Source organism: Marinomonas sp. S3726 (genome assembly GCF_000967665.1).
Lineage (GTDB): Bacteria > Pseudomonadota > Gammaproteobacteria > Pseudomonadales > Marinomonadaceae > Marinomonas.
Map to the genome: position 1 here is coordinate 112,350 of NZ_JXYC01000010.1, position 13,596 is coordinate 125,945.

The following is a 13,596-nucleotide window of genomic DNA, read 5'->3' on the forward strand; positions in this document are numbered from 1 at the left end:
AGGCTTTACTTTTTCTTTAATCTCCTTATAGTTGCTCCCACTTGTCGGAGTGCCATTTGGCTGAGATCGTGTTTATGCACGGGATCCGCAGAACCTGAACAGGGCTAAATACCTGCGTAGGGAACAAGAAAATCTTCATTCTTTCTTATCTGCATCGAATGCTTTTCCATTCTTAAATTATGGCTAATTGTCATAGTAGAGTGGTGTTAGCAAAAATCAGAGATATGATTTTTGTAGAAGCAAACGCACGACTGACAAGCACTTCTTTCATTTTAAAAGGATTGCTTATGTCTTCTAATGAGTTAAAAAATACTAAATCAAACTCAGCTGTACCTGAAACACTGAGTAAACGCGAAGAAGCTAGGTTAAAGGCTAAAGCCTTTATTGACTCTTTGCAGGCGAACCCTTTTCCAGCCTCAGAACGTGTTTTCATTCAAGGAAGAGACCCTTCTATACAAGTACCTATGCGTAAAATTAATGTTTCGGATACGCCTATAGGCAAAGATCCTGCTAATTTTACCTATGAGAAAAATGAATCTGTTTATGTCTATGAATGTTCAGGACCTTATTCTGAACCAAGTAGGCACATTGATGTTTATAAAGGTATAGCGTCCACCCGAGGCAAATGGATAGCAGCACGTAATGACATTGAAGAGCTTGAGGGGGTATCTTCAGAATTTGCTCAGCAAAGGCTCAGTGATGAAAAGTTAGATAACCTTAGGTTTGAAAACTTACCAAAAGTAGTAAAAGCTAAGCAGGGCGCGGTGGTAACTCAACTACATTACGCACGCAAAGGTATTATTACGCCTGAAATGGAATTCATTGCGATTCGTGAGAATCAAAATATGCAGGCAGTACAAAGTGAGCTTTTGTTGAAGCAGCATCCAGGACATAGTTTTGGCGCTAATATCCAAACTCAAATTACTCCTGAGTTTGTGCGTCAAGAAGTTGCAGCAGGTAGAGCTATCATACCCGCTAATATTAACCACCCTGAATCCGAACCAATGATAATAGGTCGTAACTTTTTAGTGAAGGTTAATGCAAATATTGGTAATTCGGCTTTAACCTCATCTATCGAAGAAGAAGTTGAGAAGCTTGTTTGGTCAACGCGTTGGGGGGCAGATACCTTGATGGATCTGTCGACAGGTAAAAATATTCATGAAACCCGTGAGTGGATTTTGAGAAACTCACCGATTCCAATTGGTACAGTACCGATTTATCAAGCACTGGAAAAAGTGAAAGGCATTGCCGAAGATCTAAACTGGGACGTCTTCAGAGACACATTGATTGAGCAAGCGGAGCAAGGGGTAGATTACTTCACAATTCATGCAGGGGTTCTATTGCGTTATGTTCCTATGACAGCCAAACGACTGACAGGAATAGTTTCTCGTGGTGGTTCAATTATGGCGAAATGGTGTTTAGCACATCATGAAGAAAGTTTCTTGTACCAACGTTTTCGTGAGATTTGTGAAATCTGTCAGGCTTATGATGTCTCTCTATCTCTTGGTGACGGCTTGCGACCTGGTTCTATCATGGATGCTAATGATGAAGCTCAAATGTCTGAGCTTAAAACCCTAGGTGAATTAACTAAGGTGGCCTGGGAGTATGATGTCCAAGTTATGATTGAGGGCCCAGGACACGTGCCTATGCAAATGATTAAGCATAATATGACAGAGCAACTTGAGCATTGTCATGAAGCACCTTTTTATACATTAGGGCCGCTAACTCAAGATATTGCACCTGGCTATGATCATTTTACATCCGGTATAGGAGCCGCTCAAATAGGCTGGTATGGCTGCGCAATGCTCTGTTATGTAACGCCTAAAGAGCATTTAGGCTTACCAAATAAAGAGGATGTAAAGCAGGGCTTAATTACCTATAAAATTGCAGCTCATGCGGCAGACCTTGCTAAAGGGCATCCCGGGGCGCAAATTCGTGATAATGCATTATCTAAAGCGCGTTTTGAATTTCGTTGGCAGGATCAATTTAACTTGGCATTAGACCCTGAAACAGCGAGAGCTTACCATGATGAAACTCTGCCACAAGCATCAGGCAAAGTTGCTCATTTCTGCTCTATGTGTGGACCAAAATTCTGCTCCATGAAAATTACCCAAGAAGTAAGGGATTATGCTGCGGATCTTGAGCGAAGCTCTAAGATAGAAGTGCATAATGTCCAAGCAGATGAGGTGCGTAAAGGAATGGATGATATGTCAGCTCAGTTTAAAGATTTGGGAAGTGAGGTGTATTTGTTACAAGAAGAGATCAACTAGGCTTCTATAAAAGCACTTTTTGAATTAATCTAGAGCCCTCTATATTAGCAAGTTCTTGTGAAAAATGTGTTTCATGATAAGTGATCACTTTTACAATGCAAAATTTGTTAAATAGAGGGTTTTTTATGCTTTATTTTAAATAATTTTACCGCAAGATTACTTCAGATTGACACATCTTGACGGGTTAATAGTCATAATTAAAGTATGGCTATTATTTGCCTGAAAAGGAGTTTGTTGAATGGTGATCTCACTAACTAAAACATGGTGCTTTTTGATAGCGCTCATTTTGTTGGCGCTTTTTGTGTCACCTTATGTTTTTTTGGAGTGGAAATCAGAAAGTTTAAAGCGTGAAATTCTAGAAGACCTTAAAAAGCTTCGCCAATCTCAACCTCCCCCACATATCGTTCATAACCCAAGATATAGAAAACCATCTGATATGCCTCAGGTGATCTTCCCCAAAGCGGTTGTAGCGCGAACAACAATTGATATGCCAAATGACCATGTTGTCTATTTTTTAACGCGTAAATTAAGTTTATCTGAAGAAGCTCAAAGTACGCTATCAGATATCGTGACTCGATATTCAAATCAAAGAAAAATCTTACAAGGTAAGATAGCCGTTGAAGTTCAGCTGCTAGCAGAGTTAAGTCCTAGTGATGCTGAATATATGCAGAAAGTGTCTGATGCAGCAGGTATTCAGGCAGACATTAGTACCCAAGTTATGCGTTTATATGCCAAGCAGCAAGTCGAAATTTATCAATTATTAACCCTTGATCAAATTGAAGAGCTTGAATTGATAAAGCATAGATTTGCACAAAAGATGAAGGCTCGAATCGCAAAGGATAGAACAAAAGGAATCTTTTCATTTGAAAGTGGTGATATTGAATCTAACGAGATTAAGTCAGACAAATAATCTAGATGACAGTATTTAGGACACATAAAAAAACCAGCTTAAGCTGGTTTTTTTATGTGTGATCAAACTAGTTTGTTACTTTCTCAAATAATTCAAAGTAGGTTGGGAAAGTCTTGGAGGTACAGCCTGGATCATTAATTGTCACCTGACTGTTTGAGAAAGCCACAAGTGAGAAACACATAGCAATTCTATGATCATTATAGGTATCGATTGCAGCATGCTGTACATCTGCTAATGGTTCAACATAGATATAATCTTCACCTTCATCAACTGTAGCACCAAGTTTACGTAGCTCAGTCGCCATGGCATTGAGTCTATCCGTTTCTTTTACGCGCCAGTTGTAAATATTTCTAATACGAGTAGGGCCTTTGGCGAAAAGAGCTGTGGTAGCAATTGTCATTGCCGCATCCGGAATATGGTTCATATCAAGGTCAACACCATTTAGTCCGCCCTTGCTGGCCTGAACCCAAGTTGGACCATAACTAATGTTTGCACCCATAGCAGCAAGAACTTCTGCGAATTTAACATCGCCTTGGACGCTATCTGTGCCAATACCATGAACCTTGATTGTGCCACCCGCGATAGCTGCTGCGGCTAAGAAGTATGAAGCCGAAGAAGCATCACCTTCAACCATGATCTCACCAGGGCTTACATAGGTCTGATTACCCTTTACCACAAAGCTCTGGTAATCCTTATTTTCAACTGTGACGCCAAACTGCTTCATCACATGTAAGGTAATATCAATATATGGTTTAGAAACAAGCTCGCCATCAACGTGTATCGTTAAGTCGTTTTGTGCAAGGGGAGCACTCATAAGAATGGCGGTTAAGAATTGACTGGAAATATTGCCTTTAATAGAGACTTCGCCACCTTGAATACCATTTGCATGGATTTTCAGAGGTGGATAATTCTCTTCGCCTAGATACTCAACGTTGGCACCTAGTTGACGAAGTGCACTCACTAAATCACCAATAGGGCGTTCGTGCATGCGTGGCTCACCGTGCAACAGATACTCGCCTTTCCCTAAGCATAGTGCAGATGTTAATGGACGCATTGCTGTACCAGCATTGCCTAAGAATAAGTCAGCAGAAATAGGCTCTGATGTGGCATTGGAAAGAGGGCCTGCAACACCTTGCACTGTACAACTCGTGCCATCGTCACTTAATTGATAATTTACGCCTAGGCTTTTAAGGGCATCAAGCATATGACGAATATCATCACTGTCTAGCAGGTTGGTGATCTTGGTTTCACCTTTTGCTAATGCAGCCAATAGAAGAATACGGTTAGAAAGGCTTTTAGATCCAGGAATCTGGATCTCGCCATTGGCGCTAGAAAGCGGTCCAAGTGTAAGTGAGTTCATTAATGTTTCCGTTAAAAATGCGTTACTACTAGTTAATTAATATCAATTTTTTATTATGTTTAATTTAAAGTCTAGGCTTCAAATTCATCGATAAGCGCGCCATTGTTCAGCGCTGCCATATCTAATTCGTTTAAGGTCTGATATGTCTCTTCAATTGCTTGAATTCTATCATTTGCCTCATTGTAATTGTCTTGATAAACCCCATTTGCTAAAACGCTAATGATGTTCATAACACTGGCATAAGAGTCGAAGGCAGAAACACCTCGAACCACACATGAAAAGTGAATGTCGCTGACTTCTTTTGGATTCACATCGGCGTGATCTGTTATATAAATCAAGAAAATGCCACGCTTTCTTAGGGTAATCATTAGATTTTTAAGCCAAGCAGGGCGTCGGCGAATACCCATGATAATGACAGTATCTTTAGCTGTGAAACTGGCAACCTCTTCACCGAGTGTTTGTCCTGGAAGTGGAAGCAGGGTGACATTGTCACGGCACTGAGTGAGTTGCTGACGTAAATGCAACGCTAAAGCATGATTGTTGCGATAACCGATCACATAAACTCTTTGAGCTTGTCCAATGGACTTTACCGCAGCATCAAAATCACTTGTCTTAATAGACTCCAGGGTTTTTTGAATATTGTTCTGGTCACACTGAATATAGTCACTAAACACATTTGAAATAGATTGGTGCTCAGGTTGTTTCTCTGCAATGGGTGTACCCCAACGACGTGCAGCACGAACTTGGCGCTTCACCTCTCCAAAGTCCTTGTACTCTAATCTTTGTAGTAGTCGCGTAACTGCGGATTTAGAAACACCGGCTAATTTGGCTAACTCAGTGGCAGAATATGTGGCTATGTCACCTTGATGATTCAATATGCAAGATGCCAGCTTTTGCTGCGTTGGAGATAACTGATCGTAAATTTGTTTAATTCTTTGTTCTATTGATAGGTCTTGCATGGGTAATAGTCAGTTCCGCATCAAAATACTTGGAATAATTACTATTCGTATTAGTAATTCGCTCTTAGTGCTAAGAAGTTCTTGAGAGTATACCTTTTTCACTGAAAAAAGTGCGTTATGAAAAAAAATATTTGGTTATAGTGAAACAAATGTATTATAGTTGCATTATTGAAACATAAGTTTCATCTTTGGTGTTTTGAGAATAATTCACTTTTTTTACTTCTCACCAAAGAGATGACCTTATTTAAACCTCATTAGCCTTTCTAGGAGAGACCATGTCTAACACTGATAAAGTTTGGTACGGAGTGAATCTAGCATCTACCCGTCTTGGTGCTGAAGCACTGTATGCAACGGATGATTTCTTTGCGCCAATTAGCCGTATGATCCAGGATCACGATCCAGTTTGGATTGATGACAAGTATGATGATAACGGTAAGTGGATGGATGGTTGGGAGAGCCGTCGTAAGCGCTCTGAAGGTTTTGACTATGGTATTATCAAGCTAGGTATCTCAGGTAAAATTAAGACACTCGAAATTGATACACGCTTTTTCACGGGTAACTTTGCGCCAGCAACTTTAATCGAAGCTTGTTACTCAGAAACTGCACCTGATGAAAATACTCAATGGACAGAAATCACAGAAAACATTGCACTTTCTGGTAACAACCAACTATTTGTTGATGTTAACGATGACACTGTTTACAACCATGTTCGCGTTAATATTTACCCAGATGGTGGTATTGCTCGTCTTCGTGTTTATGGTGAGCCAGAAGTACGCTGGGATGAAGTAACAGGTGATAAGCAAATTGACTTAGTTGCTGTTGAAAATGGCGGTCGTGCCCTTGCTTGTAACGACGAACACTTTGGTACTATGCATAACATCATCATGCCTGGTAAAGGGATTAACATGGGTGATGGTTGGGAAACACGCCGTCGCCGTGAGCCGGGTAACGATTGGGTTATTCTAGCACTTGGCCATCCTGGTGAGGTTGAGTCTGTCACTATCGATACCGCTTTCTTTAAAGGCAATTTCCCTGACGGACTATCTTTACAAGTAGCAAATATTTCTGAACTACCTGATTCAACATTAGCCGCTCAAAGTATTTATTGGAAAGAATTGCTACCTAAGCAGTCTCTATCTGCTGATGCTGAACACGTATTTGCTGAAGAGCTTAACCGTGTTGGTGTTATTACTCACGTTCGTATGAATATCTTCCCTGATGGTGGTGTGAGTCGTATTCGTCTAATGGGTAAACCAGTTAAAAACTAATTAAGAAAAACATGACGAGCCTAGATATTAGGCTCGTTAAATAGAACAGGATTCGTGATGAAACTGAAAATAGAAACGCTAACAGCAGACGCCTTTGCAGATTTTGGTCAAGTAATTGATACCGAAGTGTGCACAAACCAATTTGCAATCAATGGAGGCACAACCCAGCGCTTTCATGACCTTGCTGAAGTGGAAACAATAGGTGAAGCAAGAGGTGGTATCAGTATCTTTCGCGGGGATGCTAGGCAATTTCCAATGCAAATTGAAATGCTAGAGCGTCATCCAAAAGGTTCTCAAGCATTTATGCCATTACAACAAAGGCCCTATCTTGTGGTTGTTGCACCGGCGTTAAATGATGAGGAGCCAGATCTGAGTAGGTTGCGTTTGTTCTATGCGACGGGGGCTCAAGGGGTAAATTACTTCACTGGTACTTGGCATCATCCACTATTGGCGCTCGAAGAGGTTTCTGATTTTCTTGTCGTAGACAGAATTGGAGAAGGGCACAATTGTGATGAATTCTTTTTCCCAGAAGGAAGTGATATTCAAATTGCAGCAATGAGTTTCGAAGGGGTTTAAAATGTTAGATGGCCACTATAATGAATGGTTAAACTTACTAGTACGTTGGTTTCATATCACGGCTGGTATTGCGTGGATAGGCGCATCTTTTTACTTTAACTGGTTGGAAAATAACCTAGTTAGAACAGGCAAGCAAAAAGAAGGAATTTCTGGCTATCTTTGGGCCATTCATGGTGGCGGTATTTACCGTCTAGAAAAATACAAATCTGCACCGGAAAAAATGCCGGAAACCTTACATTGGTTTAAATGGGAAGCCTACACTACTTGGTTGACAGGTATTGCTTTACTCTTTGTTCAGTACTACATGAATGCCAACTTGTATCTGATTGACCCTCAAGTCATGGCACTTGAAGCGTGGCAGGCTGTTGCAATTGGTATCTTGGTGATTGTGGCAACTTGGGTAGTCTATCACTACCTATGTGACCTTTTGGCGAGTAACCCTCAAGTATTAGTTGCTGTTGGTTTTGTGCTCATGTCTTTGGCAGCTTACGGTTTGACGCAAGTCTTTAGCGGCCGTGGTGCATTTATCCATATTGGTGCAATGATTGGTACCATGATGGTGGGTAACGTTGCTCATGTCATTATGCCTTCTCAGCGCGCCTTGATTGCAGCGGTAGAAAAAGGTGAAGAAGTAGATCCTAAATATGGTGCGAAAGCTTTATTACGTTCGCGTCATAATAACTACCTAACACTGCCGATCTTGTTCATCATGATCTCTAACCACTACCCATCTACGTTTAGTGATGCGCATAATTGGGCAATCCTATTAGGCTTGGTTGTGATTAGTATGGCTATTCGTCATCACTTCAATATCCAGCATAAACCTGAGAAATCAGCTTGGATCTTACCTGTTGGTGTTGTTGCGCTACTTGGTTTGGCCTTTATTACTAAGCCTGCAGCCTATGTTGCACCAGTTACTGCAAATGCAGCAGTAGAGCAATCAGTGGATGATAAGCATGCGTTAAACCTTAAGGCGAAAGACATTATTATAGAGCGTTGTGCTAGCTGTCATGCGGTTAACCCAAGTTCTGAAATGTTTACCGCTGCACCTCTTGGGATTCTGCTAGAAAATCAAGAGCAAATTGATGCATTGCAAGAACGTATATTCCAGCGCTCTGTTGTATTAAAAACAATGCCACTTGCTAATATCACGCAAATGACAGATGAAGAGCGAGACCTTCTTGGTCAATGGTACACTTCGAATCAGAAGTAAAATGCTTTAGTTTTGGTTTGAGTTAAAATTCAGCCAAGTTAAATCAAAAAAGGGCCCGATTATCGGGCCTTTTTTTTGCGTTTAAAATAATTATTTTCTATTTTTAGATGTTAAGGGACTAGGGAGCCTGCAATTAAGTCACCTCTTCTCAGTCTGCTCTTTTAAGGTATTTGGGGAAAAGTATCGCACAAGGCGTTACCTTGACGTGATGTTGGTACACTTTCGAGAAGTGACAACACAGGGTGTTACTTTTTCTGAAAGACCTGAAGGGCGTGGCCTAAAAGCTCTATCTTTACGTTGAGGGCCTTATTAATAGAATAACTATTAAATTGCGCACCTCGCCATAAATCTCGCGGCTTTTATCCACACGTTGAGGCGGGAGAGCTTATTCGCAAGTTTCCTAGGTAAGGTTATGAGGTTTTAAGATGTTTTTGTTCGATTGTTACAAATACCTTGATCAAGACTTTTGTAAGTTGAGTAAAGGTTCTGTTCCAAAAAATAAGAGTGCTCATGCTAGAAAGGCCATAAATCCTATGGTTAGTGCTCAGATTTGAATGTATGAAAATAGAAAAGATTTTGATAACCTGTTACCAAGTACTAAGGATAGAGTGCTGAACATAAAGGTTTTTTTAATTACAAGACGGAGTTTGTTGCGATAATATTATTTAAACAAAAAAATATTGTTAAGTTTAAAAAAATTGTTTCGATACTAAATTGCATGGGTTACCCTTCTTAGACATTAGTCTAAAAAGATTATTTAATGTAACGTCGTGTAACAATTCAATGCAGCTTAATCAGGTGAATGCAATATGTTGGTAAATCTCAGCTTTAGAGCAAAGCTCACCATTTTACTATTTTGTGCTATAAGTGGTTTTGTCGTAGTCACTTTAGTCGCGTTAAATGGTTTAAATACTCAGCAAGCCACTTCTTCCCGTCTTCAAAATCTCTCTCAAATAGAAAGTAACCTTGATGCTCTTGTCATCTCTATGATGAAAAAGTATGAGGGTGTACTGACTATTAATAACGATAATTATGAGTCGTATATCGAAGGGATTAATTCAAACAAGGAAACGTTTTTAGTAAGTTTAGATCAAAATATTAGTGAGATAGGTACAGAAGAAGGCCGAGCAACACTTGAAACGGCTAAAGCAAGTTTAGAAAGTTACTCTAACTCGTTAACCAATATTGTTCACCAAAGACATATTCTTGGCTTTGATGGCCAATCAGGTATTAAAGGAGAGATCGCTTCTCTTGGTGAAGTTGTTCTTGGTGAAATTTCTTTTCTAAGTTTGGTGAAGCAAGAATTCTTGCCTGTTCGTGAAGCTGAGAAAAACTATATTTTTGAAACAACTGAAGATAACCGAGCTTACTTTCTTGAAAAATATAATAGCTTTTTCAAGCGTGTAAAAAACTTTGGTTTGGAAGAACGTTTTGGTGAAAGTATTAAGGCGTACTTAGCTTCGGTTGAAAAGCTAACGGTTCAAAATACAATTACGATTGATGCTGAGCAAGTTTTTGCAGAGCAGAAAGCTGAGTTTGCAACCAACCGCTCAGCTGCGTCAGATTATTTAAAAAGTTTAATCATAAGTGCTGAAACCTTAGCGAAAGACAGTTCTAAACAAGCAAGTTTTACCCTGATTAGTGTGAGTATCCTTGTTGCTGTATTTGCGGGCTTAATGATGATGGGTATTGGTAAAAGTGTTAACAAAACACTTAATCAAATCATTCGTGACCTTGTGAAGGTAAAAGAAGGCGACTTAACTGCTAGACTTTCGATTAATGCGAAAAGAAATGATGAGTTTGATGCACTTTGTGGCTCTGTCAACGAAATGACGGGTGGCTTAGGCTCAGTATTAAGTGATGTGGTGACGACCACGACAGAAGTTAATGACATGGTTTCTGAATTAAACACAGCAGTATCTAATATTGCTGACAGTAACAAGTCGATCAATACTCAAACTAACTCTTTAGCTGCTGCAACAGAAGAAATCTCAACAACCATTTCAAGTATTTCAGATACAACAGATACACTAAGCGTTCAGTCTAAAGATACTTATGAGTCTGCGAAAAATGGTGCAGAGACAATTAAAGAAGCGCTATTCAATCTGTCTAAAACCGTCGGATTTGTTAATAAAACAGGTGATCAACTAAATGAGTTAGGTCGTTTGTCTAAAGACATTGATGGTGTGATCTCTATGATCAATGATTTGGCAAACCAAACTAACCTACTTGCGCTCAATGCGGCTATCGAGGCTGCTCGTGCAGGTGAAGCCGGTCGAGGTTTCTCTGTTGTAGCCGATGAAGTCCGTTCTCTTGCGGAGAAGACAGTTGATGCTACTGCAAGAATCACTGACATAGTTAGCACAATTCAAACCTCTACAAGTTCTGCGATCTCGACGATGAAAAATGGCCAAGAAAACCTTCTTGCTATTGAAGAGTCGGGTGAAAAAGCAGAGCAGGCGATGCGTGAGATCGAAGTTAACGCGAGAACCGGTGCTGATTCAGCCAATCATATGGCTCAGTCTATTCAGGAAGTGTCTAAAACTGCCGTACATATGAGTGAAGATATGGATAATATTGCTCAACAGCTACAAGCAGACACTGATTCAATTACGACTATTGCTGATAATACTAACCAAATTCATAATTTGGTTGATCATCTTGATAGTAAGACACGCGTATTTACCACTGTCTAACCTAATGATGAGATATAAAAAAACCGGCTTAAGCCGGTTTTTTTATATCTATAAGCCGGAAGCTTAAAGTGCTTGGAACTCTTTTTCCCAGCGCTTACCTTCTTTCTTAGAGGGTGATCCAACAGCGTTAACAGCGGCTCTTAGTCTTGCTCTTGAGATATCTGGCCCAAGAATGGCCATAGAGTCAAAGACAGAGACTGAAGATGTTGTGCCGGCTATTGCAACAAATAGTGGTGCAAAGAAGTCTTTAGGTTTGATTTCCATGGTTTGAGCTAGGGATTTCATCGCATTAAAGATTTCGTCTTTTTCCCATTTGCTAAGTGATTCAAGCTTCCATGTAGCAAACTGCAATGCTTTTCTTAAGGTTTCATCTTCAAGTTTAAGGCCATCAAAACTGCTAGCATTAATGTCTAAGTGACCTTTTAAGAAGAACCCTGCGACATCAGCCACATCTGAGAATTTCTCAATTCTAGGTGTGATCAAAGGCAGAATTTGCATTAGGTATTCAGGGTTTAATGCCCACTCTTGGAACTTCTGTGCAAAAGCTTGCGGGTTCAAGTCTTCACGAATCCATAAACCATTAAGCCAGCTAAGCTTCTCAACATCAAAAACAGGGCCGCCTAAAGAAACACGTTGTATATCAAAGTGTTCGATCATGTCATCTAAAGAGAACTTCTCTCTTTCATCTGGCATTGACCAGCCCATGCGTCCTAAATAGTTAACAACAGCTTCAGCAAGGTAACCCATACGTTGGTAGTAAAGGATGCTTGTTGGGTTCTTACGTTTAGATAGCTTTGACTTATCAGGGTTACGTAACAAAGGCATGTGACACAGTGTTGGCATATCCCAACCAAAGTATTGATATAGCAAAATGTGCTTGGGGGCTGAGTTGATCCATTCTTCACCACGGATAACATGGGTGATCTTCATTAGATGATCATCAACAACATTGGCTAAGTGGTAAGTCGGCATACCATCTGCTTTTAGCAGAACTTGCATATCAACTTGAGCCCAATCAATTTCTATCTCGCCACGAAGCATATCTTGCACGCGGCAGATACCTTCTTCTGGTATTTTCATGCGGATAACATAAGGGACACCAGCATCTAGCTTTGCTTGTACTTCTTCTTGGCTTAACTTAAGAGCACGACCATCATATTTAGGTTGAAGGCCTTGTTCTCTTTGCTCGTTACGCATTTGATCAAGCTCTTCAGCTGTTTCAAACGCGTAAAAAGCGTGACCTTTTTCAATCAGCTCTTTGGCGTAATCTGCATAAATATCACCACGCTCACTTTGGCGATATGGGCCATACTCGCCACCAACATCAGGCCCTTCTGCCCAATCTAGACCTAACCAGCGTAATGCATCCAGAATCATTTTTTCTGATTCTGATGTACTACGAGTTTGGTCTGTATCTTCAATACGAAGAATGAACTTACCGCCCATTTTGCGAGCAAAAGCCATATTAAATAAAGCGATGTACGCGGTTCCTACATGTGGATCACCTGTTGGTGATGGGGCGATACGCGTTCTGATTTCAGACATAAGAGACTCATCAATTCCAGTTGTAAAAATGGCGATTATTATAAGCCTCTTGAAATAAAAGCGTAACTAAGAATTTCGCTATTTTTGTTTTGCTTAAGGCTTTTCAAATGATTGTTTAGGCCTGACATAAAAAAGGATGCCAATTGGCATCCTTTTAAAGGGTAAATATCTAGATAAAAGAAAAAATTAGTTAACTAACCAAGTATTTAGCTCTTTAATCTTTTCTTCATCAAGCTCACCCGTGTATTCAAGCAAGGACATTTGTTTTACCGCAAAGCTGTATCTTAATTGCTCAAGTGTGCCTTGAGAATTGTACAGATCAGATTGCGCATCAAGTAGCTCAACAATGTTACGAGTGCCCACATCATAGCCTGCTTGTGTGGCTTCTAATGAGCTGGCATTCGAGATAATAAGTTGCTTCTGTGCGGCAATTTGCGCTACAGACGTTTTTAAATCTCGGTACAAAGAGCGAACCGCTAGCTCTGTTGTTTGTAATTGATCTTCTAGGTTCTCTTCAGCGGCAACGGCATCATGAACAGACTGTTTCACTTGCGCATTGATTGCACCACCTTGATAAAGTGGAATGCTAACATTAACCCCTATAAATGCCGCCAGACTATCGCCATCACCACTTGAGGTTGGTGATGTGTCACGATCAGAGCGAGTAAGGCTACCAGAAACGGTCACTGTAGGGACACGGCCATTGGACTTTTGAATCTCAATGTTAGTCAAAGCAGAGTCATGAGCCAGAGCCAAGGTTTTTATGTCGTTGTTTTGTTTTTTCGCAAGATCCACATAA

Annotated in this window: 10 protein-coding genes and 1 riboswitch; of the genes, 6 read left to right on the forward strand and 4 right to left on the reverse strand. The window is 40.3% G+C overall.

What is annotated here, in order from left to right:
• Positions 1-35 precede the first annotated feature (35 nt).
• A riboswitch (TPP riboswitch) is annotated at positions 36-140 on the forward strand.
• Between the two features lie 147 nt (positions 141-287).
• A complete protein-coding gene (gene thiC, locus TW85_RS09350) occupies positions 288-2,270 on the forward strand; it encodes a phosphomethylpyrimidine synthase ThiC (RefSeq protein WP_046016854.1) in 1,983 nt (660 codons plus the stop codon).
• A 238-nt stretch (positions 2,271-2,508) separates the two neighbouring features.
• Positions 2,509-3,180 (forward strand): hypothetical protein, encoded by a 672-nt coding sequence (locus tag TW85_RS09355; RefSeq protein ID WP_046016855.1) that lies wholly within the window; start codon positions 2,509-2,511, stop codon positions 3,178-3,180.
• 67 nt (positions 3,181-3,247) lie between these two features.
• On the opposite strand, the gene aroA is transcribed toward TW85_RS09355, so the two are convergent.
• Both aroA and TW85_RS09365 read right to left on the reverse strand, forming a co-directional pair.
• Positions 3,248-4,540 (reverse strand): 3-phosphoshikimate 1-carboxyvinyltransferase, encoded by a 1,293-nt coding sequence (gene aroA / locus TW85_RS09360; protein WP_046016856.1) that lies wholly within the window; start codon positions 4,538-4,540, stop codon positions 3,248-3,250.
• Positions 4,541-4,611: 71 nt separating this feature from the next.
• On the reverse strand, positions 4,612-5,499 hold the full coding sequence (locus tag TW85_RS09365) for a MurR/RpiR family transcriptional regulator (RefSeq protein WP_046016857.1): 888 nt from the start codon (positions 5,497-5,499) through the stop codon (positions 4,612-4,614).
• Between the two features lie 275 nt (positions 5,500-5,774).
• Between TW85_RS09365 and alc the strand changes: the two genes are divergently transcribed.
• From alc to TW85_RS09385, 4 genes are all read left to right on the forward strand, one after another.
• Positions 5,775-6,767: an allantoicase gene (gene alc / locus TW85_RS09370; protein WP_046016858.1), complete on the forward strand. Its 993-nt coding sequence runs from the start codon at positions 5,775-5,777 to the stop codon at positions 6,765-6,767.
• A 54-nt stretch (positions 6,768-6,821) separates the two neighbouring features.
• Positions 6,822-7,343 carry an ureidoglycolate lyase gene (locus TW85_RS09375; RefSeq protein ID WP_197477802.1) on the forward strand — a complete coding sequence of 174 codons (522 nt, stop codon included), beginning with the start codon at positions 6,822-6,824 and terminating at the stop codon, positions 7,341-7,343.
• 1 nt (position 7,344) lies between these two features.
• Positions 7,345-8,556, forward strand: a complete 1,212-nt coding sequence (locus TW85_RS09380; protein ID WP_046016860.1) for a urate hydroxylase PuuD — start codon at positions 7,345-7,347, stop codon at positions 8,554-8,556.
• Positions 8,557-9,365: 809 nt separating this feature from the next.
• On the forward strand, positions 9,366-11,252 hold the full coding sequence (locus tag TW85_RS09385; RefSeq protein WP_046016861.1) for a HAMP domain-containing methyl-accepting chemotaxis protein: 1,887 nt from the start codon (positions 9,366-9,368) through the stop codon (positions 11,250-11,252).
• A gap of 63 nt (positions 11,253-11,315) precedes the next feature.
• Here TW85_RS09385 and gltX read toward each other — a convergent pair whose 3' ends face one another.
• On the reverse strand, positions 11,316-12,797 hold the full coding sequence (gltX, locus tag TW85_RS09390; protein WP_046016862.1) for a glutamate--tRNA ligase: 1,482 nt from the start codon (positions 12,795-12,797) through the stop codon (positions 11,316-11,318).
• A 186-nt stretch (positions 12,798-12,983) separates the two neighbouring features.
• Positions 12,984-13,596: TolC family protein (locus TW85_RS09395; protein WP_046016876.1), on the reverse strand; the 613-nt coding region annotated here is incomplete at its 5' end.

Excerpts from the sequence above, each read along its gene's own strand:
- thiC (WP_046016854.1), top strand. The coding sequence starts at position 288 with ATGTCTTCTAATGAGTTAAAAAATACTAAATCAAACTCAGCTGTACCT.
- TW85_RS09355 (WP_046016855.1), top strand. The coding sequence starts at position 2,509 with ATGGTGATCTCACTAACTAAAACATGGTGCTTTTTGATAGCGCTCATT.
- aroA (WP_046016856.1), bottom strand. The coding sequence starts at position 4,540 with ATGAACTCACTTACACTTGGACCGCTTTCTAGCGCCAATGGCGAGATC.
- TW85_RS09365 (WP_046016857.1), bottom strand. The coding sequence starts at position 5,499 with ATGCAAGACCTATCAATAGAACAAAGAATTAAACAAATTTACGATCAG.
- alc (WP_046016858.1), top strand. The coding sequence starts at position 5,775 with ATGTCTAACACTGATAAAGTTTGGTACGGAGTGAATCTAGCATCTACC.
- TW85_RS09380 (WP_046016860.1), top strand. The coding sequence starts at position 7,345 with ATGTTAGATGGCCACTATAATGAATGGTTAAACTTACTAGTACGTTGG.
- TW85_RS09385 (WP_046016861.1), top strand. The coding sequence starts at position 9,366 with ATGTTGGTAAATCTCAGCTTTAGAGCAAAGCTCACCATTTTACTATTT.
- gltX (WP_046016862.1), bottom strand. The coding sequence starts at position 12,797 with ATGTCTGAAATCAGAACGCGTATCGCCCCATCACCAACAGGTGATCCA.